Annotated in this window: 23 protein-coding genes and 1 pseudogene; 14 read left to right on the top strand and 10 right to left on the bottom strand. The window is 51.5% G+C overall.

From position 1 onward, the window contains the following. Positions 1-62: 62 nt before the first annotated feature. Entirely contained in the window at positions 63-1,247 is a 1,185-nt protein-coding gene (locus EV12_RS05380) for an NAD(P)H-quinone oxidoreductase subunit H (protein ID WP_036912987.1), read from the bottom strand. A gap of 46 nt (positions 1,248-1,293) precedes the next feature. Between EV12_RS05380 and rsmH the strand changes: the two genes are divergently transcribed. Further along, positions 1,294-2,226: a 16S rRNA (cytosine(1402)-N(4))-methyltransferase RsmH gene (rsmH, locus tag EV12_RS05375; protein ID WP_036912984.1), complete on the top strand. Its 933-nt coding sequence runs from the start codon at positions 1,294-1,296 to the stop codon at positions 2,224-2,226. Beyond that, a complete protein-coding gene (locus EV12_RS05370) occupies positions 2,216-2,752 on the top strand; it encodes a DUF456 domain-containing protein (protein ID WP_011827295.1) in 537 nt (178 codons plus the stop codon). The genes rsmH and EV12_RS05370 overlap by 11 nt, the downstream gene beginning before the upstream one ends. Here EV12_RS05370 and EV12_RS05365 read toward each other — a convergent pair. Next, entirely contained in the window at positions 2,739-3,509 is a 771-nt protein-coding gene (locus tag EV12_RS05365; RefSeq protein WP_036912981.1) for a hypothetical protein, read from the bottom strand. The two genes, EV12_RS05370 and EV12_RS05365, sit on opposite strands and share 14 nt — an antisense overlap. A gap of 94 nt (positions 3,510-3,603) precedes the next feature. After that, positions 3,604-4,812, bottom strand: a complete 1,209-nt coding sequence (locus EV12_RS05360; protein ID WP_241466467.1) for a cysteine desulfurase family protein — start codon at positions 4,810-4,812, stop codon at positions 3,604-3,606. On the opposite strand from EV12_RS05360, the gene EV12_RS05355 reads away from it, so the two are divergent. From EV12_RS05355 to EV12_RS05340, 4 genes are all read left to right on the top strand, one after another. Continuing rightward, positions 4,811-5,329: a hypothetical protein gene (locus EV12_RS05355; RefSeq protein ID WP_241466466.1), complete on the top strand. Its 519-nt coding sequence runs from the start codon at positions 4,811-4,813 to the stop codon at positions 5,327-5,329. The two genes, EV12_RS05360 and EV12_RS05355, sit on opposite strands and share 2 nt — an antisense overlap. A gap of 70 nt (positions 5,330-5,399) precedes the next feature. Continuing rightward, positions 5,400-6,125 carry a response regulator transcription factor gene (locus EV12_RS05350; RefSeq protein ID WP_036912975.1) on the top strand — a complete coding sequence of 242 codons (726 nt, stop codon included), beginning with the start codon at positions 5,400-5,402 and terminating at the stop codon, positions 6,123-6,125. Positions 6,126-6,146: 21 nt separating this feature from the next. Beyond that, entirely contained in the window at positions 6,147-7,145 is a 999-nt protein-coding gene (locus EV12_RS05345; protein ID WP_241466465.1) for a pseudouridine synthase, read from the top strand. 24 nt (positions 7,146-7,169) lie between these two features. Next, entirely contained in the window at positions 7,170-7,784 is a 615-nt protein-coding gene (locus tag EV12_RS05340) for a hypothetical protein (protein WP_036912970.1), read from the top strand. Between the two features lie 55 nt (positions 7,785-7,839). Here EV12_RS05340 and bchM read toward each other — a convergent pair whose 3' ends face one another. Together bchM and EV12_RS05330 are read right to left on the bottom strand one after the other, a co-directional pair. Further along, complete coding sequence (gene bchM / locus EV12_RS05335) at positions 7,840-8,553, bottom strand: magnesium protoporphyrin IX methyltransferase (protein ID WP_036912967.1); 714 nt, start codon at positions 8,551-8,553, stop codon at positions 7,840-7,842. Positions 8,554-8,579: 26 nt separating this feature from the next. Next, the gene (locus EV12_RS05330; RefSeq protein WP_081939845.1) at positions 8,580-9,782 is read right to left on the bottom strand and encodes an N-acetylglucosamine-6-phosphate deacetylase; all 1,203 of its coding nucleotides are present in this window, start codon (positions 9,780-9,782) and stop codon (positions 8,580-8,582) included. Between EV12_RS05330 and purE the strand changes: the two genes are divergently transcribed. The 3 genes from purE to EV12_RS05315 all read left to right on the top strand — a co-directional run bounded on the left by purE (position 9,767) and on the right by EV12_RS05315 (position 12,140). Further along, positions 9,767-10,348, top strand: coding sequence for a 5-(carboxyamino)imidazole ribonucleotide mutase (gene purE, locus EV12_RS05325; RefSeq protein WP_255327582.1), 582 nt, complete (start codon positions 9,767-9,769; stop codon positions 10,346-10,348). The two genes, EV12_RS05330 and purE, sit on opposite strands and share 16 nt — an antisense overlap. A gap of 76 nt (positions 10,349-10,424) precedes the next feature. Then, complete coding sequence (locus EV12_RS05320; RefSeq protein WP_036912962.1) at positions 10,425-11,042, top strand: hypothetical protein; 618 nt, start codon at positions 10,425-10,427, stop codon at positions 11,040-11,042. Between the two features lie 30 nt (positions 11,043-11,072). After that, positions 11,073-12,140 (top strand): AI-2E family transporter, encoded by a 1,068-nt coding sequence (locus EV12_RS05315; RefSeq protein WP_036912959.1) that lies wholly within the window; start codon positions 11,073-11,075, stop codon positions 12,138-12,140. Here EV12_RS05315 and cysC read toward each other — a convergent pair. Next, entirely contained in the window at positions 12,085-12,735 is a 651-nt protein-coding gene (cysC, locus tag EV12_RS05310) for an adenylyl-sulfate kinase (protein WP_193742157.1), read from the bottom strand. The two genes, EV12_RS05315 and cysC, sit on opposite strands and share 56 nt — an antisense overlap. 60 nt (positions 12,736-12,795) lie before the next feature. Next, positions 12,796-13,137 (bottom strand): translation initiation factor, encoded by a 342-nt coding sequence (locus EV12_RS05305; protein WP_036913047.1) that lies wholly within the window; start codon positions 13,135-13,137, stop codon positions 12,796-12,798. Between the two features lie 86 nt (positions 13,138-13,223). Here EV12_RS05305 and EV12_RS05300 point away from each other — a divergent pair, with 86 nt between their 5' ends. The 3 genes from EV12_RS05300 to EV12_RS05290 all read left to right on the top strand — a co-directional run bounded on the left by EV12_RS05300 (position 13,224) and on the right by EV12_RS05290 (position 17,777). Then, a complete protein-coding gene (locus tag EV12_RS05300) occupies positions 13,224-15,134 on the top strand; it encodes a heavy metal translocating P-type ATPase (protein ID WP_036913045.1) in 1,911 nt (636 codons plus the stop codon). Positions 15,135-15,246: 112 nt separating this feature from the next. Beyond that, a complete protein-coding gene (trpB, locus tag EV12_RS05295; RefSeq protein WP_036913042.1) occupies positions 15,247-16,497 on the top strand; it encodes a tryptophan synthase subunit beta in 1,251 nt (416 codons plus the stop codon). 143 nt (positions 16,498-16,640) lie between these two features. Then, the gene (locus EV12_RS05290; protein ID WP_241466464.1) at positions 16,641-17,777 is read left to right on the top strand and encodes a carbamoyl-phosphate synthase; all 1,137 of its coding nucleotides are present in this window, start codon (positions 16,641-16,643) and stop codon (positions 17,775-17,777) included. A 227-nt stretch (positions 17,778-18,004) separates the two neighbouring features. On the opposite strand, the pseudogene EV12_RS13165 reads toward EV12_RS05290, so the two are convergent. Together EV12_RS13165 and EV12_RS05280 are read right to left on the bottom strand one after the other, a co-directional pair. Continuing rightward, positions 18,005-18,553: pseudogene (locus EV12_RS13165) on the bottom strand (transposase); the annotation flags it as partial. A gap of 165 nt (positions 18,554-18,718) precedes the next feature. Next, positions 18,719-19,405: a response regulator transcription factor gene (locus tag EV12_RS05280; RefSeq protein WP_036912953.1), complete on the bottom strand. Its 687-nt coding sequence runs from the start codon at positions 19,403-19,405 to the stop codon at positions 18,719-18,721. Between the two features lie 518 nt (positions 19,406-19,923). Between EV12_RS05280 and EV12_RS05275 the strand changes: the two genes are divergently transcribed. After that, positions 19,924-20,910, top strand: a complete 987-nt coding sequence (locus EV12_RS05275; protein ID WP_036931202.1) for a PhnD/SsuA/transferrin family substrate-binding protein — start codon at positions 19,924-19,926, stop codon at positions 20,908-20,910. Then, complete coding sequence (locus EV12_RS05270) at positions 20,907-22,376, top strand: sensor histidine kinase (RefSeq protein WP_241466463.1); 1,470 nt, start codon at positions 20,907-20,909, stop codon at positions 22,374-22,376. Before EV12_RS05275 ends, EV12_RS05270 begins: the two co-directional genes overlap by 4 nt. Positions 22,377-22,818: 442 nt before the next feature. On the opposite strand, the gene EV12_RS14445 is transcribed toward EV12_RS05270, so the two are convergent. Continuing rightward, positions 22,819-23,006, bottom strand: a 188-nt coding sequence (locus EV12_RS14445; protein ID WP_036912948.1) for a hypothetical protein, incomplete at its 5' end; no start/stop codon positions are given.

Here is a 23,006-nt window from a genome sequence, read left to right as displayed (position 1 = left end):
TGCAGGCAGTAGATAACCAGCCCGTTGCAGCCGTCGCAGAAAACGGTTCAGTGCCTTGTGCCTTAGCGATCCACAGAACCCATGATCACGTCGATGGAGCCAAGGATCGCCATGATGTCTGCGACTTTCGCTCCCTTGAGGATATGGGGAAGGATTTGCAGGTTATTGAGGTCAGCAGCACGGATTTTGAAACGCCACGGTGTGACGTCATTGTTGCCTTGTAGGAAAACACCGATTTCTCCCTTGCCTGACTCAAGCCTGGTGTAAAGCTCACCATTCGGGATCTTGAAGGTGGGTGCAACTTTCTTGGCGACGTATTGATAGTCAAATCCGGTAAAGGGGCTCTTCTTACCCTCGGCCATTCGCTGAGCTTCGAGGTTTTCTGTTGGTCCTCCTGGGATCATCTCGCAGGCCTGTCGCAAGATCTTCAGCGATTGGCGCATTTCTTCGATTCGAACGCGATAGCGCGCATAGCAATCGCCTTCTTTCTCCCAGGCGACATCCCAATCGAAGTCGTCATAGCACTCGTAGTGATCCACTTTGCGTAGATCCCATGGCACTCCTGAAGCCCGTAGCATCGGCCCCGAAAGGCTCCAGTTGATCGCCTCATCTCGTCCAATGGCGCCCAAACCTTCGATGCGGCGACGGAAGATTGGGTTGTTGGTGATTAGTTTTTCGTACTCATCGATCTTGGGACCAAACCAGTCGCAGAAGTCTTGGCATTTCTCCAGCCAACCCCAGGGCAAATCACAGGCGACGCCACCGATGCGGAAATAGTTGTTGTTGATCAATCGTTGACCTGTGGCTGCTTCCCACAGGTCGTAGATCATTTCTCTTTCTCGGAAGATATAGAAAAAGGGTGTTTGGGCACCCACATCAGCCAGGAAGGGGCCAAGCCAGAGCAGGTGGTTGGCAATGCGATTGAGCTCGAGCATCACCACGCGGATGTAGCTGGCTCGCTTCGGCACAGAGATGTTGGCCAAGCGCTCCGGAGCGTTCACGACGATTGCCTCGTAGAACATTCCGGCTGCATAGTCCATGCGGCTCACGTAGGGCACGAACATCACACTCGTGCGGTTTTCGGCAATTTTTTCCATGCCCCGATGGAGATAACCGATCACCGGTTCGCAGTCCACGACGTCTTCACCGTCGAGGGTGACCACCAGCCTCAGCACTCCATGCATCGAGGGATGATGGGGGCCGAAGTTGACGACCATTGGCTCCGTACGCGTTTCCAGCTGCGACATGGGGCCTTGAGTTGCAGAGCGTTAGCGGGATCTTAGGAAGGAACCCATGCCCGATTCGTCCATTAACTCGGATTCAGGTTTCAAGCATCTGTCTGTACTGGCAGATGCCGTGTCGCAGCCTGTCGCTGCTTTGCCTGCACAGCTGCTCGATGGCGGGTTGATGATCGATGCCACCCTTGGCGGTGGCGGCCACAGTGCTCTGTTGCTGGAACGTCATCCAGATCTCCGCCTGATCGGTTTGGACCAAGACCCCACGGCTCGTGCGGCGGCGGCTGAGCGACTGGCGCTATTTGGAGATCGCGTCACGATCGTGGCGACTAATTTTGTTGATTTCAGCCCAGCCGAGCCGGCAGTGGTGGTGATGGCTGACTTGGGAGTGAGCAGTCCCCAACTGGATGTGGCGAAAAGGGGTTTTAGCTTTCGCCTTGATGGTCCGCTCGACATGCGCATGAACCCCCAGGTGGGCGAAACGGCGGCTGAGCTGATTGGGCGTCTCGAAGAAACCGAGCTGGCAGATCTCATCTATGCCTATGGCGAGGAGCGCTTGTCCCGTCGCATCGCCCGGCGTATTAAGCACGATCTGGCAGAGCAAGGACCCTATGCCGGCACCGCCGCTTTGGCTTATGCGGTGGCTGGTTGCTATCCGCCGAAGGCCCGTCGTGGTCGTATTCATCCAGCCACCCGCACTTTTCAGGCCCTGCGCATTGCTGTGAATGATGAATTGGATGCCTTAGATCGCTTCTTGCAAAAGGCCCCTGACTGGTTAGTACCAGGTGGTTTGCTCGCAGTGATCAGCTTTCATTCCCTTGAAGACCGTCGCGTCAAGACCGCTTTCTTGCGTGATCAGCGCCTGGAGCGGCTAACCCGTAAGCCTTTGGTGGCCAGCGAGATGGAGATCGCTGCCAATCCACGAAGCCGTAGTGCAAAGTGTCGATTCGCTCGCCGCTTGCCTCAAGCGATGACTGCCGATGCCCTCTGATCCAATCTGGTGGTGGGCTTTTGGAGTGCAACTGTTAGCTCTCCCTGGAGCATTGTTGCCGGTGCTACCGAGTTTGTTGTGGTTGCCGCTCGGTGCTGGTTTATGGGTTTGGCATGTGGGCTGGAGTGCAGGTTGGCTCAGCCTTGGTTTGGCCTGCATTGTTTTTCTACTTGGCCTTATCGCTGATCTGTTAGCGGTAGCTCTTGCTTCTGCTCGTTTACGAGCAAGCCGCTGGGCAGTTTTGGGTGCTGGATTGGGGCTGCTGCTTGGCTTGGTGGGTCTGTTGCCGGCTTTGCCTTTTGGAGGCCCATTGCTAGGGGCTCTCTTTGGACCTTGGCTGGGTGCTGCTTTGGTGGAAACGTTGACGGCTAGTCAACCTCCGTTAGCACTTGGATGGTTGCTTGCAGCTCGTCGTGGTGCGCTGGTCGGGCTTGCAGTGGTTGCTGGCCTATTGGTGAGCCGAGTAGCCCAATTCGTTTTGGCGCTACTCGGCATCGCTGGTTTTTTGCTGCTCAGTTGGGCTTAAGCAGGCCAGTGTTGTCTGTGCTGCCGAATAACTGACGGTAGGCAGCAGTTGAGATGCAAACCATGGCAGGAACCATCACGAAGAGGCCTCCATAGTGGAAGGTGGCGGCGATGGCATGGATCACAGCCTCCACGATCAGCAGCCAGAGCACGATCCACCAGGAAGGGTTGATCACATCGATACCAGAACTCAATGCATTGGCTGAGTTCTGGCTGCCAAGCAGGCTGTTTTGAACGAGGAACTGTTGGGTTACCAGGAACCAGATTGCAAAGATTGCTAGGGCAATGCTTGGAATCACAATCAGGGCTTGATTGATCTGGCCTAGCCCCAGGCCTATCAGGTAGGCAATCACCGAGGCAACAGCAATCACGACGATATAAAGGATCAATGAGCCCAGTAGCCGCCAGCTGGAGGTTTGATCCCAACGTGTAAAGACGGCGAAGTCAGGCTTTTGACCATCGAGTGCAGTCCAAGCGCCTCGGATTAGTCCCACAATTCCCCATAGCACCACGATGATGTAACCGATCAGGCCAACGACCAGCAGTAGATAACCCAGGACTGGATGTAACCATGCAACTTCTTTGACAGCGGCGATGCGAGTACCGCCAAGCGCGGCAAGGCCGATGAAGGGGAGCGTTACCACCCCCACCAGGATTTGGAAAAGCAAAAAACTCCAGGGAGCTTTACAGAAGGCGTTCCAGCCGTCCTCGACGGCTTTGAGCACCTGAAGGCTGGAGCCGGTTGGAGTAGTTGCCACCGTCTAATACACAGATGTTGTTAAAAACTAGCCGCAGTAACAGTTTTGCTCAGGATTTTTTGAAACTGCGACATCGATTGTGAGGCAGTTGTTGCTAGCCAGCTCTTAGGTCGGTCACGACATTGCTAATCGACTCCACAGCCTGGCTGATGTCTTCGCTTGAGGTGTTGCGACCCAAGCTCAGTCGAAGCGAGGCTTCCGCCTCAGCTGATGTGCGACCTAAGGCCATCAGCACATGCGATGGGGCTCCTTGGCTGCAGGCAGAGCCGCTGCTGCAAGCAATCAGCGGTCGCAATTGTTGATGCAGGCTGCTGCCGCGCACTCCTGGAATTGTGATGTTGAGATTGTGAGGCAGCCTGTGCTCTAGCGATCCATTGAGGATGAGATCGGGGAGGCGTTCTCGTAAACCATCCCAGAGTTGATTGCGCAGCGTGCAGAGCTTGTCTTGGCGGCTCGTGATGTCCTTCATTGCTAGTTCTACGGCTTTAGCGAGGCCCACAATCAATGGCACGGGGAGTGTCCCAGGCCTTAGGCCCTGCTCTTGGCCTCCACCCCACTGCAAGGGGTTGATTGGCACTTCAGGACGTACGACGAGTGCACCGATCCCTTTAGGGCCGTAAAGCTTGTGGCCGCTGATGCTGATTAGATCGAGCGCTAGAGCATCTGGATCGAGATGGACGTGACCAAAGGCTTGTGCGGCATCGCTATGCAGAACCACATCACGCGCACGGCATAGCTCTGCCAACTTTGCTAGGGGTTGGATGACGCCCGTTTCATTGTTGGCGGCCATCACGCTCACGAGCAGCGTGTCGTTTTCAAATGCCTCAGCCAGCTGCTCCGGTCGCAGCAGACCATCCGCCCGTGGTTCTAGTTCCGTTAGTCGGAAACCTTCCTTTTGCAGTTGGCGCAGCGGATCGAGTACGGCATGGTGTTCAGTAATCAGCGTGATCAGGTGGCCTGGTGAACCGCGTTGTTCTGCTCTTGCCCTGGCATGACCGAGTAGCGCAATGTTATTGGCTTCTGTGGCCCCGCTAGTAAAGATCACGCGTTGCGGTGTGACGCGCAGATGGGAGGCCAGTTGCTCTCGAGCGAGGCTCACTGCGGCTGCGGCCTTCAGCCCAGAGCGATGTTGACGGCTTGAGGCATTCCCCCAGTCTTCACTCCAGTAGGCGGCCATGGCCTCTACAACCTCGGCAGCACAGGGTGTGGTTGCCTGATAATCCAAGCAAATGGGGGATTGTTTTAGGAATCCACTGGAAAGGCTTGGCAGCATGGTGGAAAGTTCCGTTGCTCTGTCGCGCATGCGTCGTTCTTTCAGGATCGTCGGTCTGAGCCTCACAGCGTTGTTTTTGTTGTGTTTCCGCCCTTCAGAGGCTATTGAGCCTCAGGAGGTCATTGAGCAGATGAAGAAGAGTCGGCCTGCCAATTTGGTGGTGTTAATCAAGCGCCCTGATGTTGGTGGCGACTATCTCTTGGGGATGTATGCGCTCAAGACGGACAAGTTTGATCAGGATCTGCGGCGCTTCAAACTTTGGCAGGAGTGGTCATATGACCTCAACGTTCACACTGAGTCAGTGAGCTGCAGCCCCGCAGAACCTCTACGGATCACCCGAGATAGCAGAGCGGTGTATGTGCGTCGTCTTAATCCAGGGGGGATTGTGACCCCAGCGAATCGGGAGGACCATCTTGTGTGGTGGGCGGCTTGTGTCCCAGAGCTGGGCGGCACAGATCCAACCAATCTGAAAGATAAGGCTCTATCACTCGGTTATTCAACCGTGTTAGTTGAATCCCAAGAAGTCTTGGTCGGACCAGTCCGTTGAGGTCCCTATCGCTTCAGGACTGTTGGGGCGATCGCTTCTAGATTTTTATGGCTTGCAATCCTGTTGGCCCATGAGTGAGACCCTTCCCCAGAATGTGGAGGCTGCCCCGTCTCCGCGGTTACTACTGGTTGATGATGAACCGGGACTGCGCACGGCTGTGCAGGCTTATCTGGAGGATGAAGGATTTGAGGTCACCACTGCCGTCGATGGAGACGATGGCTGGCAGAAGGCTCAAGAGATGCTGCCTGATTTGGTCATCAGCGATGTGATGATGCCGCGTTGTGATGGCTATGGACTGCTTAAGCGGATGCGGGAGGACGAGCGCTTGGGTGGCACTCCTTTGATTTTTCTCACTGCTAAGGGGATGACGGCCGATCGCACCGAGGGTTATCTGGCTGGGGTGGATGACTACATCCCTAAACCCTTTGACCCTGAGGAGTTGGTGGCTCGTGTCCGCAACGTGGTTCGTCGGCAAGATCGTCTTCTTCGGGAAGCAGCTCGTTTCGCGGATACTGATGTGGGTCAGATGGCCCGCCAGATCACAGAGATTCGCACCATGCTTGCCCATGGTGATGGCAGTTCATCCAAGGATGTAGCGCTTCACAATTTCACGCCGCGGGAGGCGAGTGTTCTGCAATTGGTGGCTGAGGGGTTGATGAATAAGGAGATCGCTCGGCAGTTGGAGACATCAATTCGCAATGTTGAGAAGTACGTGAGTCGTTTGTTCATCAAAACGGGCACGTCAAGTCGCACTGAGTTGGTTCGTTATGCCTTGGAAAACCAGTTAGTGACATGACCATTGGCAGGCTGCAATGGCGTGTCTGATGCGGATTGGCTTTCAGCCAGCTTCAACCATGGCTGGACCTACAGCCAACGCATTGCTGCTGTGGATGCTGGTCGAGGGTTGGTGGAGCTGCTTGCGGTTCATTACACCCACTCGAGTCGCGATGTATGGCAACAGCGTTTGCAGGCTGGGCAGATTCGGCTGAATGGCGAGCTGGTGCGATTGGATCAGCTGCTCGCCTCAGGTGATCAGGTGTCTTGGCAGCGCCCTCCATGGCTGGAAGCTGCGGTTCCGGCGAGCTGGGAGGTGATTTTTGATGATGGCGATCTGCTGGTTGTCAATAAACCTTCAGGGTTGCCGGTGATCCCAGGTGGGGGGTTCCTTGATCACACGCTTACGGGGCTGCTGCAACGTCGTTGTCAGCTGGCTGGGGAGTCTCAGGTGCCACGGCCGGTGCATCGCCTGGGAAGGTTCACATCGGGACTGTTGATCTGCGCTAGGCAAAGGGAGACTCGAGCGAAACTCTCAGCGATGTTTCGTCGTGCCACTGCCGGTGATCAAGGCTGCAAGAAGATTTATCGCGCTTTGGCGCACCGCAATCTGAATGTCCATTGCGATGAGGTTGCCACGATCAGGGTCCCGATTGTGCAGACTGCTCACCCCATGGTGGGCCAGGTTTGGGTTGCTGCTGATTCATCCCTTCAACATGATTCAAAGCAGTCTGAATCTCGTGTTCTTACAGCCTTGTCAACTGTGCGATTGCTGGAGCGACGTTCGGATGCAGATTTGTTGGAGGTAGCAATTCAAACTGGGCGTCCGCATCAAATCCGAATCCATCTGGCAGCGATTGGTTCGCCCTTGATTGGAGATCCTTTATATGGCTTTGATGGGCAGATTTCATCAGCAGCAACACCAGGTGATGGTGGTTATTGTCTTCATGCTCACAGGCTTCTGGATGTGCCCTACCGCAACCATCTGCATGGCTTCACAGCCTGCTCGCCGCGGCACCTCCAGATGGAGACGGAAAGATAAGCGGCGCCTATTTTACCAGTTAGGGTGATCGTTGAATCCCCAAGAGCTCGTGACTTGTTGATGTTGAAGCGTGGGTTGCTGATTGCATGTTCTTTGATGGGAATTGCAGGCTGCTCTTTGAATTCTGTGCGCCAGCATGAAGTGTTGCAGCCTGAAAGATTGGATCTGCAATTATTAGTCTGCAAAATAAAATCTACGTTTTTCTCTGATGCAAATCAGGACGGACAAATTTCAGTTGGAGATCATATGACGTATGTTTTTAATGTTTCTGAGGATGCTGCTTGTGCTCAGTCGCAATCAACCTTTTATGCTGTTGAGCAGATTGTGATGAGGCAGGCTTTGGGCCATGATCGGCAGCAGACTTTTGTGACCCATTTTCAGGGAACTTTTAGGTTGAAGAAAGGCAATCTTCAGTTGCGAGGCCTGGGTTCTCTCGGTTTAAACGCTAGCAAGTGGAAAGCTATTAATCAATCCGGCGCTATTGATCTTGTGCTTGCCAACATCTTTCCTGAGAGCCATAGGCTTTCCGTCATTGGCGAGGGTGGTTCTTACACTGGAATGGTGGGCACCGCATTTGTTGAGCCCGGAGATGCAGTCGTGGTTGATATTAATTTGTTCAACCAATTCAAGCTTGATTGAGTTTAATAGATATTGTCTTTCTCTATTGCTTATGCCAGAGGATTTGGCTGTAATTTTAACTTTTCTTGAACTCAATCAGTCGTGAAAAGTAGAATGGAGCCTGATTGAGTTTGCTGCGGATGGGTTCGAATCCGCAGCCCATTGCTGCTTTGATGATGCCGTCTTCGCGAAGGGTATATGCGCGAGTGGTTTTACTAGGACCTGGGAACAGCTGGCCAATGCGTTTGAGTACCGCTAGTAGAGGGGTGTAAGGGGCAAAGCTCACCAGCAAACTTTCTTGTGTGAGTCCGCATAGGTGACGGACCATCTCTTCAGCTGCCTGTTGGGGGTAGTGGATGAAGACATCCAGGCAGATCACGGTGTGAAAGCAGCCCTGCAGGCTTTCGAGGTCGGAGGTGGTGAAGGTCAGTCGGCTTAGATCCAGCTCCGCATCTTCAGCACGGCGTTTGGTTTCGGCCACCATGGCGGCGGAAATGTCACTTGCGGCAATCGATCCAGCCCCCATTGCGGCCAGAGGAAGGCTGAGGCTTCCTACCCCGCAGCCGGCGTCGCAGAAACTCATGGCACTCAGATCACCGCGTTCCTGAAGCCAGGCGAGCACATCATCCACCGTTTTTTGATGGCCGATGCGGATGTTGCGCTGCACTTTATTGACGTCATCACTTTCGCTGTAGATGCGATTCCAGCGATCAAATCCTGTTCCGTTGAAGTAGTTGGCCACTTCAGTTTTTTCAGCCTGTTTGAGCTCTTGGCGCTGTTCCATGGCCATTGAGTTGGGTTCAGACGATCGGGATCTTAAGCAGCATGCTTCCAGATCAGCTCTTCAGTATCTGGTTTCCACTGCCAGCGGAGTAAGTCTGTTAAGGGCTGATTCACAAGTAGCTCATCCAGTGTGCGGCGATTGCCCATCACCTGCCGAGGGGCCATGGTGGCAGCCCAGATGGCCGCGGCAGGTTCACCACTCCAAGTGGCTAAACGTCGACTTCCTTCCAGGAGGGGCAGTGTGACTCCTGCCAGAGTGCCATCTTCCAGGCGACAGGTTCCTTTTTCGACCAGCAGAACCCTTTCATCCCAGCGATACTTGCCATCTTTGAGGCCGTAGGGAGCGAGACTATCGCTCACAAGTACCAGCTGTTGTGGTGCCAGTCTTTGCAATAGCACCGCCATGGTGGGGTCAACATGAACGCCATCGGCGATCAGTCCCATAGCGATCTCTCCATGAATGCAGGCTTCCCCAACTGGGCCAGCTGCACGATGGTGAAGACCGGGCATGGCATTGAAAGAGTGGGTCAGCATTCCCACTCCCTGGGAGAAGGCATCGGCAGATGCTTCCCCATCTGCGTTCGAGTGCCCTAGGCATACCACGATGCCTAGGGTTCTTAGTCGTTCAATCACTTCAGATGATCTGGGCAGTTCTGGAGCCAGGGTCATCAGACTGATGTCTTGTTCAAAACCGCGAATGCGTTCATCCAGTGCCCTTAGGCTCGGAGCACAGAGATGCTCCAGGGGATGGGCGCCGTGGCGTGCCGTTGCCAGAAAAGGGCCTTCAAGGTGGGCCCCTAGCAGTTCACAGCGTTGTGGGCAGTGTTGTTCTCGGGCTGCATGCAGCACCGTTAAAGATTGACGCAGGGCTGCTACCCCGCAGCTCACAAGCGTGGGGCAGATTGCCTGTACACCGTCTTGCCAGAGTTTGTCGAGCAGCTTCAGGAGCTGGGGAATGTCTTTGGCGGTGAGCTCGGGGAAGGCCAATCCCAGCCCTCCATTGATTTGTAGATCGATGCCCATGGGGCTGATCCAGTCGCCCTGCCAGCTCTCCCCGTCCATGGCAGAGCCATCTGCCATGGGTTGAACACTGAGCACCCGCTCGTGCTCATCTACGGCCAACCACCACAGCTTGGTGTCTATGGCGTTTAGAGGTTTGGGCAGGCGGATGTGGGTGATCCGATGCATGGGAGGTGGCCAGGTGGTGCTAGTGCGGGACCATGGCATTGTCGTCATTATTCATCGTGACCTCTGCTTCTCTGCCTGTGCCTTTGGCAGCTGCTGAATCGCCGCCGCAGGTGGCTGTGGTGATGGGTAGTGATTCTGATTTGCCAACCCTGCAACCGGCTGTCACCGTCTTAGAGGAGTTCGGTGTGCAGGTGGAGGTGCGTGTGCTTTCCGCGCACCGTACGCCCCTTGAGATGGTGGCCTTTGCGCAGCAGGCTCATCAGAGAGGTTTGAAGGTGATCGTGGCAGGTGCCGGCGGTGCTGCTCATTTGCCGGGCATGGTGGCGTCACTCACCACGCTGCCAGTGATTGGAGTACCTGTGCAGAGCAGGGCTCTTTCCGGGGTGGATTCCCTGCATTCGATTGTGCAGATGCCTGGGGGAATCCCTGTGGCAACAGTGGCGATTGGTGGAGGGCTTAATGCTGGCTTGCTGGCGGCTCAGATCCTGGCGATCTGTGATCCACAGCTTGCAGAGCGGTTGAGGGCCTACCGCCAGGATCTTCACGATGCCGTGGTAGCCAAGGATGCTCGCTTGTTGGAGCTTGGCAGTGAGGCTTATTTGGGGCAGATGTGACGGTCCTGTTGGAACTGATCAACTCCGATGAAGCCATGGGTATGGTCCCGGCTTGATCATTGCGTATTGAGGTTTGATGCTCAGTCATCCAGTGGCCCGCCTTCTGGCTTTTGCCGTTGTTCCGGCTCTGATCGTTTATGTCGTCGTCCTCGCCCTTGCGGTTGCCGCTGGCATTGAGCCCGGGTTGGTTGTGCGTGACCTGATGCAGACCTGTAAATACCCAATTGGTGTGGGCATGCTTTCCAATTTGGGCATTCTGCTTTGGGCTGCGGCTGCGGCGATTAGTTTTTTTGCTTGTTTCTCGGGATTGGTTGTTCAGCGTGGTTGGCGTCAGCTGCTGCTCGTAGGAGGAATCTTCTCCACCACGCTTTGCCTCGACGATCTCTTCTTGCTGCATGATCGCCACGTTTTAGGGCACGAGGGCTCTTACTACATCCTCTATGCCGTTCTTGCCGTGATCATTTTGTTGCGCTTTCGTCAGCTTGTGCTCCAGGCTGATGGTGTGGCTTTCTTGGCGGCGGCCTTGCTTTTGGGCCTCTCGGTGTTGAGTGATCGTTTCCAGGAGTCTTTACCCATTGGCTACGCCACGGTGCAGTTGTTTGAAGAGGGCTTTAAGTTTGTTGGGATTGCCTGCTGGCTTGCCTTTTGGTGGCAGGCTTCTTTGCGAGGAGCCAAGCTTTGCGCCAGCGACTGATCTGCTGAGGATCTCAATGAGAGTTCTCTGATGCTTGGGCCATTGGTATTCCCTATCTGGTTGCGGCTCAGTCTGGTTTTGCCTCTGTTCGCCCTCAATCTTTGGGTGCTGCGTCAGTTACTACTGCCTTTAGCTCCGTTCCCTGGGCTGTTTGTCACGGCAGCGCTCATTGCATTTTTGCTAGATATTCCCAGTCGATGGTTGAATCAGCGCGGACTGTCCCGTTGGTTGGCCATCGCTCTGGTGGCAGTCTTGACGGTGGGCTTGTTGGTGTTGGCGGGCGTTGCTTTGGTGCCCCGTCTGATTGATCAGCTTGGCCAGTTGATCAATGAATTACCCGGCTGGCTTGTGGCTGCAGAACGCTGGGTGAGTCGGCTGCAGGAATGGGCTTCGGGTCGGGGATTGCCAAGTGAATTCGGAGACTTCAGTAGTGATCTACTGACACGACTTAGCGGCGTGGCTACTCAGTTGAGTCAGCAATTACTCGGCATTCTTGGCGCCACTCTTGGCATCACCATCAACACGTTGTTGGTGCTTGTCTTGGCAGTGTTTCTTTTGCTGGGGGGCGATCCAATCACTGCTGGGCTGGCTCGTTGGCTGCCGGATCAATGGAGGGAGCTTGTGGTGGATACCATCACGGGCACATTCCGTGGTTATTTTGCCGGGCAGGTCTTGCTTGCATTGATTCTTAGCGGCGGTCAAATCGCTGTTTTTACTTTGCTGGACATTCCTTTTGGAGTGTTATTTGCGGTCTTAATTGGTTTTACGACTTTGATCCCCTACGCCAGTGCGCTCACGATTGTTGGTGTTAGTGCATTGCTCGCATTACAGGACCCCCGCATGGGTCTAGAGATTCTGGCCGCTGCGATTGCTGTTGGTCAGATCGTGGATCAAGTGATCCAACCGCGCCTGATGGGAAGCATCGTTGGCTTGCAGCCTGCTTGGTTGCTCATTGCTCTGCCGATTGGTGCCAGAACAGGAGCATTATTTGGTTTTGGTCAGCTCTTGGGGTTATTGCTGGCCGTTCCCGTGGCGAGTTGCATTAAGACACTGGTTGATGCTTGGCGGGAATTACCTTTCGATCCAGCAGAGTCTTGAGCACGATCTCAACGCAAGTTTCCAGACTGTGTTCACCGGTATTGATTTTTAGTTCGGGTGATGCAGGGTCTTCATAGGGGCTTGAAATACCGGTGAAATCTTTGATCTCGCCTGCCCTGGCTTTGGCATAGAGCCCTTTGGTGTCTCGCTCTTCGCAAATGTTCAGGTCCGCTGCACAGTGGATTTCGATGAAATCATCAACATCAACAAGCTTGCGGGCTTTGTCACGGTCAGCTCGAAAGGGGGAGACGAAAGCGGTGAGCACGATGACACCGGCATCGAGGAAGAGCTTGGCGACTTCGCCGATGCGGCGAATGTTCTCCTCTCGATCTGAGTCGGAGAATCCGAGGTCTTTGCAGAGGCTATGGCGAATGTTGTCGCCATCTAATACATAGGTGGCAAGACCTTGCTCAAACAGTGCCGCATTCACTGCATTGGCAAGGGTGCTCTTGCCGGAACCGGATAGGCCAGTGAACCAGAGGATTGCACTGCGGTGGCCGCGTTGTTGTGCTCGCGATTGACGGTCTACCGAGGCTTCATGCCAGACAATGTTCGTGCCCTTGGGGTTTGTATCTCCTTGCGGGGCAGAGCTCATGGTCTTGGTTTTGATTGGGCTGCCATTCTCCATTCCGCCTAGCTGATTTGTCAGCTCCTTTCAGCCACCAGCTTGTTTGGGACGGAAGCCCTCTCTTTGCAGGAAGTCCATTACCAGGGTCACCTGGTCGCCCTGTAGCTCGAGTAGATCGTCTTTGACTGTTCCGCCTGTGCCAGCCAGGGCCTTAAGGCGCTTGAGCAACGCTTTGGCTTCTGTGGCGGGGAGTGCCAGCCCAGTGATCTGGGTCACTGTTTTGCCACGCTTGCCTCCGCGTGTGCGTTGCACCCGCACAGCTTGCTGCTCCTTGGGATTTGCTTGGCTGATATCGGGGCGCTCCATCGCGCTGGATTGTCCTGAAAAACCACCTGGGCCTGTGAATTCTTGCCAGCCACCTCGGGGCATTGTTTGATCGCCAATGTTGTGAATGTACGGGGGTTGGTGTTTCTGCATGCCATCTTCGAGGGGATCAGATGCAACTCCGCGATTCGATGGCTGCTGGTGATGCTCTGCTGGATGGTTGCTGCAACAACGATTGCAGCGCTAACGCGAAGGAATTCAGCTTGAGTAGAGAGCTGATTCCAATCGCAGCGGCCGCCAGCCTGTTCGTTATTGGCCTGGCTTGGGCAGGGCCCATGGGGCGCATGGTTGAGTTGGCCGTGATGATCCCCGCCTATTTGATTAGTGGTTGGGGTGTGCTGAATACGGCTGGTCGCAACATCCTGCGAGGTCGGCTATTTGATGAAAACTTTTTAATGAGCATCGCAACGATTGGCGCGATCTGTATCGGCGAACTGCCAGAGGCAGTGGCTGTGATGTTGTTTTTTCAGATTGGTGAATTGTTCCAGGGCTATTCGGTTGGGCGTTCCAGGCGCTCTATTCAGGCCTTGCTTCAAGTCAAACCTGATCGGGCCAATCTGATGGTTGGTGATCAGCTCATCGAGGTTGATCCCAACAGTGTCAAGGTTGGCGACAAGGTGTTGGTTCGGCCTGGTGAGAAGGTGCCTTTGGATGGGGATGTAGTGGAGGGGCGTTCAAGTTTGGACACCTCGACCCTCACTGGTGAATCGCAACCACGAGCCGTTCAATTGGGTGATAAGGCTTTGGCCGGAACGATCAACCAGTCGGGCGCTTTGGTGCTGCAGGTGATCAGGCCATTGAAAGAATCCTCTGTGGCCAAGATTCTTCAACTGGTGGAAAGCGCTGCCAGTCGCAAGGCTCCTACCGAAAAGCTGATCACCAGTTTTGCTCGCGTTTATACGCCGATCGTGGTGGCTTTGGCACTGCTTGTGGCGGTCGTGCCTCCTTTAGTTGTGCAGGCCAATCCAATTGAGTGGCTGAATCGCGCTTTGGTGTTGTTGGTGATCTCATGCCCATGTGGCTTGGTGATCAGCATTCCCCTCGGCTATTTCGGTGGGGTTGGCGGTGCTGCGCGGCAGGGAATTCTGGTGAAGGGATCGATGTTTCTCGATGCCCTTAGCAAGGTGAAAAGGGTGGTGTTCGACAAGACGGGCACATTGACTCAGGGCAGCTTTCGCGTTTCGCAAGTCATCTCGGCCAATGGTTTCTCAGAGCAGCAGCTGTTGGGATTGGCCGCCATGGCGGAGTCACAGTCAACACATCCAGTGGCTCAATCGATCAAGCAGGCCTATGCAGCCCCGATTGATTCATCCAGAATCGCCGCGGTAGAGGAGATCCCAGGCCATGGCATTCGTTCTGAGGTGAACGGACATTCAGTGCTGATTGGTAATGATCGATTGCTGCATCGCGATGGCATCGTCCATGAGGCCTGTGCAGTGGACAGCACCGTGGTGCATGTGGTGGTGGATGGTGAATACAGCGGCCGCATCCTGATTGCAGATGCCATCAAGCCGGATGCTGTTGATGCGGTGAACGCTCTCCATAAGCGTGGAATTGAAGTTTCCATGCTCACAGGCGATAGCCATCCAGTGGCTGAAATCATTGCCGATCAGCTTGGTCTCGATGGCTTTCGCGCTGATCTGTTGCCTGAAGGGAAGGTTGCTGCACTCGATGGCGCGCTGCGCAGCGCCCATCAAGCTGGGGGCACGGTGGCGTATGTGGGCGATGGTATTAACGATGCACCGGTGATTGCTCGCGCTGATGTAGGCATGGCGATGGGAGCACTCGGCTCTGATGCCGCCATTGAGACCGCTGATGTGGTGATCATGACCGATGCCCCTTCTCAGGTCGCCAAGGCGATTGATATCGGCAAGCGCACCAGGCGGATTGTTTTGCAAAACATCGCTATGGCGCTGAGCGTGAAGGGGCTGTTCATCGCCTTTGCTGCCTTTGGTGCGGCGACTCTTTGGTCGGCTGTCTTTGCTGATGTAGGAGTTGCCTTGCTGGCAATTCTCAATGCCTCGCGCGTTTGGCGCAGTTGAGTTGGCTGGCAAAGACTCCCTCTAACTTTGCGGCTTCAAACGAAAGCACTCTTTGCTGCTTGGGGTGATTCTTTCGATTCCTAGGGTGGTGTCGTTCTTGCCTGGCGTACCGGTGACCAGCACTCTGCCCTCTCAGCCCAAAGATGCGGACCTCGCTGTGAGTGCGCGACCTTCTGCCCAGGGGCGTTTTGGCAGATATGGGGGCCAGTACGTGCCCGAAACCTTGATGCCTGCCTTGGCTGAACTGGAGCAAGCAGCTGCGCAGGCATGGAAAGATCCTGCCTTCACGACTGAGTTGGATCGGTTGCTGCGTAGCTATGTGGGCCGGGCGACGCCGCTCTATGAGGCCGAGCGACTCACAGCTCATTACTGCCGCCCTGATGGGGGGCCAAGAATCTGGCTGAAGCGTGAGGATCTCAATCACACAGGTGCCCACAAAATCAATAACGCTTTGGGTCAGGCCCTGTTGGCGTTACGCATGGGTAAAAAGCGGATCATTGCCGAAACCGGTGCGGGTCAACATGGAGTGGCGACGGCCACAGTGTGTGCACGCTTTGGCCTCGAGTGTGTTGTTTACATGGGCGCTGAGGACATGCGCCGTCAGGCTTTGAATGTGTTCCGCATGCGTCTGCTTGGAGCCACAGTGCAGCCTGTAACCGCAGGCACGGCCACGCTGAAGGACGCGACGAGTGAGGCGATTCGTGATTGGGTCACCAATGTGGAGAGCACCCATTACATCCTTGGTTCGGTGGCTGGTCCCCATCCCTATCCGATGCTTGTTCGGGACTTTCATGCCGTGATCGGTCAGGAGGCCAGGCAGCAGTGTGCTGAGGCTTTCGGTCGATTGCCTGATGTTCTTTTGGCGTGCGTTGGTGGAGGGTCCAATGCCATGGGTTTGTTTCATCCCTTCGTGCAGGACCGCTCTGTGCGCATGATTGGAGTTGAAGCCGCTGGTGATGGTGTTGAAACTGGTCGTCATGCAGCAACAATCACCGAAGGTCGAGTAGGCGTCTTGCATGGAGCGATGAGTTTGTTGCTCCAGGATGATGAAGGTCAGGTGCAAGAAGCGCATTCGATTAGTGCCGGCCTCGACTACCCGGGAGTTGGTCCAGAACACAGCTACTTGTGTGAGATTGGTCGGGCGGAGTATGCCGCGGTGACCGATCAGCAGGCTTTGGATGCCTTGCGCCTGGTGAGTGAATTAGAGGGAATTATTCCTGCCCTGGAGACAGCCCATGCCTTTGCTTGGTTAGAGACGCTTTGCCCCACTCTCGCCGCTGGAACAGAAGTGGTGATCAATTGCTCTGGTCGCGGCGATAAGGATGTCAACACCGTGGCAGAGAAACTAGGCAATCAGCTTTGAGTGATGGCTGCCGGCAGTCGCTGAGGCGAGGGTTGTGATCTAGGTATTTTCTCTTGCTTGCCAGCCAAGCGACTGCCTCAGGCTCTGCTCTGCAACTCAGTTTTTAAAGCACTATGAGCTGACCTTCTAAGCGTTCAATCCAAGTGCAGCGTTCCCTCCGCCTTTCCTTATCGCTCACTGGTGCTGCCGCGCTTGCCTTAGCCAGTACTCCCATCCAACCATTAGCTGCTCAAGAAGACGGCAGTGCAGCAGATCTGGGGGTGATGGAGATCAACCTCAAGGATGCGGTCAAATTCAACTGGGGTTTTCAAGGCGCACTGCAAGGAGCAGGCACGCCGAATCAAGCAGGTATCGGCGGGTTCCTTCCAATTGCTGTTGGCGAGAACAGTGTGTTCTTTGCTGATGTTCTGCTCAATGCAAACTTTGCTGATTACGACGGCACCAGCAGCATCGTCAATACAGAGGTTGCTGGAACCACGATCAGCACCTCATCAAGACTTGGCTACCGCTGGCTGAATAGTGACCGTAGCTGGATGTATGGCATTAACGGCGGCTATGACAGCAGACCGATGAATACAGGTAATGCTGATTCAGGTGTCACGCTCTACAACAAGGAAAGTGCCTTCTTCCAGCAGATCGCAGCAGGTCTAGAAGCTGTATCCGATACCTGGAACTTCAATGCCTATGCCTTAATCCCTGTTGGTGATACAGAGCAGCGGCTCAATAGTCGTTATCTCGGTGGCGCTCTTGATACTTATGGGCTTGATGTTGGTTATTTCATCACGCCTGATCTTAATGCCTCTGTTGGTTACTACTACCAAAGTGGTGATCTAGGAGAAGCAGATGGTTCTGGCGTACAGGTGGGGCTGGATTATCTAATCGCTGATGGTTTAACAGCAGGAATCAATGTTTCCTATGACGAAGCATTTGAAACCAGAGTTTCAGGCAACATTGAGTATCGCTTTGGTAGCAATAGTTCAGCTGCAGAAACCAAGAAAAATGCATGGCAAAAACCAACCATTCAAGCCTTATCTGAAAGCGTTAAAAACAGAAATATTCGCGTTCATGATGCAACAGATCCAAAAGCGAAGTGTAAGTTGTTGAGTCCGTTCGACGGCAAGTTAATCGGTTCCTTCATGGGGAGCGAACGAACTGGCTTGACGATATTTAAAACTTCCTTGACGGCTGGTGGGGCAAAAACGGGATTCTGGGAAAAAACGGGCGAGTGGCACTGTAACCCAGGGTATGATAAAAATGGCGGCTGGGAAAACGCTCAATAGTACTGGCCTGTCTGGGATTTAATATCCAATCAAAGCTCTCATAAAAGCAGCTCATTGGCGGTTCAATACCTGGCACGATCTGAGCATAGAGTTGGCTTGGTTGGATCGGTTTATTTAAAATCTAAGTTGCATTAAAACTCAGGCACAGTGAATGCTGCCTTTGTGTTTAATTCCTCTAGCAATGTAGTTATTTGCCCTATTGTTGCGACATTCATTGCGAAAATTATTCATGAAAGCAGCATTCTCATATCACCATCGCGGATGCCATTGGCTTTTCTAAATCTCACCACAACTTGATACCACTCGTCTGGAATTTGATTGAGACTAATATCAAAGGCAAAGGGTAATTTTTGCTGTCCTGGTGAAATCCGGTTCTTCCTGCTTTGTCTGCCTCTGCCTTTTTCAACCAGTCGTTTCAGCATCCTTGAGCCCCAATGGCACCTTGAGCCGATTTTGCTTTGGTGCCGGTAGTTCTGGCAGAACCGCGCATACCGTTTGGAACAAGCTTTCAGGCTTGATGCCAGCTGCAGAAAGCTTGGATGCCACTCACTGATGCCATTACATTCCAACCTGCCGCAATGCCCATAGTTGGAATAGGGGTCATAAAACCCTTTTCTGATTCCTGCAGCCTTTGGATTGGCATGGATAGTCCGCAAGGTATTCAGCATTCGCAGGTGATCTTTTGGGTGGATCGGCGTTGAGAAATACCTGGCCTCCCAGAAGTGTCCACAAGGCCCGCTCAAGCGGTTTAAGGCCATGGCGGAATACCAAGCAAACCTAGCTTAAGCACTCGTATTTGAGGCCTTGGTATTAATTTTAGCTTTTTGGAATTGTGATATTAAATATGCTGCATAAATTAGCCATCTTATGGCTGGCCAAGTATATTCTCTTTGAGTAATTGGTAGATAGCCGGATTCGTGCTACTTGCTCTTTGGAATCCTCTATTCATTAAACTTTAGAGCAAAACCAACACCACGAACGGTCTGAATAATTCTTTCCGGATCAATCTCTTCAAGCTTGCGACGTAAATAGCGCACGTATACATCGACAACATTATCATCTCCAAAGTAATCATAGCCCCATACATTCTCAATGAGTTTGGTGCGACTGATGGCCTGCCTGGGATTGCGCATAAACCATTCCAGAAGGTCGAACTCTCTGACAGTGAGTAAAAGCTCTTGACTTTTGTAAGAGCAGGTTCTTTCAACTCCATTTAGCTTCAGCTCACCTACGACAAGAAGATCAGAAGAAACACCTTTAGATCTACGAAGTAGAGCTTTGGCACGAGCGAGCACTTCTCTTATATTAAAAGGTTTGGAAATGAAGTCATCAGCACCGGAATCTAATGCAGCAATTTGATCGTCCATTTCATCTCGTGCTGTGATAATAATCACAGGAACGAACTGGCCTGTATTTCGCAGTCGCTTGCAGATATCCAGACCTGACATTACTGGCATATTCCAATCTAAAAGGGCAAGATCGACTTCCCCTTGTCGGAGGCAAGCCATGGCTTGCGTGCTGTCTGAAAAGCTGATGACCTTATAGCCTTCGGCACTGAGCTCCATTTCAAGGAGCGTCAGGATATTTTTTTCATCATCGGCAATTAAAATTGTCTGACCTTGGTCCATGCAATTTCAAAGCCTAAATCTTATTCAATTATAGCCAAATGACCAGTGGGTGCAAGTAGATTTATTTAAAAAGAGTAATTATATTCTCGGTGTTGAGAAGGAGATTGTTTTTTGACTGGCGCATGTTGGCATAAAGGATAGGGATGTATGAGTATTTCAATAATCTGACTTTCCAGACCCATTGCAAAACCTATTAGAATGCAGACTGCTTTAATCGCTATAATAACAGACTTCTTTCATGGCTATGGTTGGACTTTCTAGTTAAGCAAGTTAAACAGTCATTGTTTAACTGATGGAACTATCGCGACATTAATTTCAATGTTTCATAGTTCACAGCACGGCTAGCCTGGCAGAAGTTCTAGTGAATGCCTGCCTGCTCCTCGTCCGGAAGGTTTGCTCTTGCCGTGGATTGCTCAGTGTTGCCAAAAACTTGGCTTGAAGCACTGGCAATAATTTGTGAATTAAATAAAAAAGCTGCATAAAGAGGCTAAAATGAAATGTGGAGCAACTTTGAGTCAATGCCTGGTCTTAAGGCCAAGTCAATCCTTGCGGCAGGAATTATGCTTCTTTGCCTTGTTTCATGCAAATCCTCAAGCTCTCTTACATCTTCAGCAGAACTCAAAGAAACCCAAGAGTTTGATATCAGGCTTACTGAAGAACCATACGAGAAGCAAAAGTATAAAAATAAAAAGATGGCAACTCTCATACAATATCTTGAAGATATGACAAAGTTAAAGATTGCATATGTGCCGGCCATAAACTATGCGCATAGTTATGCGCTGTTTAGGAATGGTGATGTTGATTTGATAAATGTTGGAATTTACGGAGGCTATCAGATTTTAAAAAACAATCCAGAAGCAGTTCCGATTGCAATTCAGAAGCCTTCAATGAGAAACATCTTAATCACTAATCAGCAAACTACAGCTCCTAAGCAAAAACAGGCTCTAAACCCGGGCGAGGCAAAGAATACCCCTTTTCCCCTTTTGCACGGCAAACGTGTTGGCTTTGGCAGCCGCTTTTCAGGCTCATCCTTTATGCACCCTCTTCTAGAGATGCAGAAGAATAGTCTTGTAATTACAGATCTTGCTCATTGTAATAATGAACCAATCGTATCGAATTTGCCGTCACTTGTTGCTACGGGATTTTTTGACTTTGCATTTCTCCATAGCTATCATCCGGACCCTTTAAGGAATGTACCCTCTAGTATTAAGTCAAAAGTCAAAAAATTGTGGGAAAGTGAACCCAAGCGTAATGCTTATATTATAGCGCAGGCTAGAGATATAGATGAAACTAAAAGGGCCAATATTGAACTCGTCAAACAAGCAATCTTATCTCTTAACTCTAAACGAGTAAGAGATAAGATTGTTCTCGATGTTTGGGGTTATACAGGCTTTGATCTGCCAACCGATTCATTCCCGGCGGATATTAATCTCGAGATTGACAAATTAATTCAGAAATCTGGTCGCTTACCCACTTGTAATAAAGACTATGGGCAAACATCATGAGCAGAATGCTTTCAACAAAATCAGCCTCTTCTCGTAGAAGCTGGTCTATAGTCCGTCGCTTGTTTTTGATTATCTTTTTATTGATTTCAAGCCAGGCATTAATTAGTATTGCGGTTTCTACACAATTGAGAGCAGCTTTTTTAAAAAATTATCTTGAACAAAAACTTGAACGTCAGATTATAGGCCCATTGAATTTAATTTCAGAACGTCTTGATCAATTAACGGAAGTAGAGGCCATACGCTGTTGCTCGCTTGAGGATTACCGGTCTTTTCTTCCAGAAATCCTGCCAGGAGATGAAAAAACTTTTTTAATAGCTGGCAGTGCTGGATATCAGGCTCTACAAGGAACTTATGCTTTTTACTCTAATAAAGAACTTGAAAGATATTCAAGGCTTGCTATCGCTTCTAACACAGGATTTGCGGTTGTTACTGACGGCGTAGTCAATCCTATCGCTGTCATGGCTGTAAAGCTAAGTGGCGGCCCGCAAACAGGACATCTTGTATATATAAGACCGGTTTATGAGATGCCATTGATCAAGCAACTTGCTCGAACTAAGTTGCTTTCTGAGCTAATGATGATGTTTTCACTCTCTGCGTTTTTACTTGTAGCACTCTGGTTAATATTCCGACCCGTTAGAAGGATCAAAGAAGACATTGCATCGATCCAGTTAAATCATCTTGATTCTGCAGAATTAACTGTTTCGGGTAGGCCCACGGAGCTACAGCCAATTTTAGTTGAATTCAATAAAATGATTGAACGATTACGCCAATCAGCATTAAATCAAAAGCAATTTGCTTCCACTATATCCCATGAATTTCGTACTCCTTTAACAGTTATATCGGGTTTCATCCAATCAGTATTAAAGCGTGCAATTGATCTAGACAAACCATTTAAGGATTCGCTTTTGATCGCAAATGGTGAAACCTTACGCCTTAATAGGATGTTGAGTGATTTGCTTGATCTGAGTCGTTTAGACAATAATCAGCTTACGGTTAGGCAGGAGATTATTGATGTTAAACAATCATGCGATCAAGCACTTCGGCTATCAAGAAAGGCCTTCCCAAATTTGATCAAAGACAATCTTGACCAAGTCTCATTAGTATTTGCCAGAGGAGATTCAGATCGCTTAGTGCAGTGTCTTGAAAATCTAATTGGAAATGCTGTTAAATATTCACGAGAGTCGGGCGAGGTTCAGTTAAAGATCATGCCTTTAGACAATATCGTGCGGATTTCTGTCATTGACTATGGTCAGGGTATCCCTGAAGATCAACTTGAGATCATTTTTGAACGATTTAAACGTGCTCAAGGAGTATCTCTACGTGATGGTGACTCAAGCTCCGGCTTGGGACTGTCGATTGTGAAAATGCTTGTAGATGCTATGGGCGGCTTTATAACGGTTAAATCCATAGTTGGGGAGGGGAGTCAGTTCAGTATTGATTTGAAAGCGGTTGATGAACAGGTGTGAATATTTAAAATATTGGCAGGATTTAATGACTAATCAACTTGCTTAATGGTTTGCGTGACATTCGCTTTTGGCTATTGAATAGCTGGGCCTCAATTCGCTATCTTTTTTAGTTGCTCAAGCTTGTTGGTCAATAGATCCCCTAGCTGAAGCGACCAATATAAGCCTCTTGGAGGAGGCTTCTTTTCTGTATAGCATTACTACGAATGCTGCATCCACTGTATCTTTCGAGTTGCTGTTTCAGCTTTAAATAAGTAATATCGCTACAGTTGAGAGTTTGTCTTAGTTTCCCTGAGATTTACTCCGGGCAGCTGATGTCAACATTTTTTCTGGTTGCAGGAATTGGCTTTTCTGAAGTCACATTGCTTGCTTGATACAGTGTTTAAATTGCTTGTAAGGGATTGATCTAGTTGTGAGAGGCGCTGCAGGGGAAGTGCTAAGTGCTTCACCAGCTTTTCACCAGTAACCCCTGCTCTCTCCACCAGAAAGAAATAGGAGTTTTCACCAGAAAGTCTGAGATCTTGTAGGAGTCGAGGGAAAACAACCCAACACAATTCACACACTTATCACCTTTAAAACAATGACTACTTTCAACACTGACTACAACAACACTGAACTGCTCGATCAAGAGCT

Source organism: Prochlorococcus sp. MIT 0701 (genome assembly GCF_000760295.1).
Lineage (GTDB): Bacteria > Cyanobacteriota > Cyanobacteriia > PCC-6307 > Cyanobiaceae > Prochlorococcus.
The sequence above is the reverse complement of the archived record's forward strand: the minus strand, read 5'-3'. Positions and strand labels throughout refer to the sequence as shown.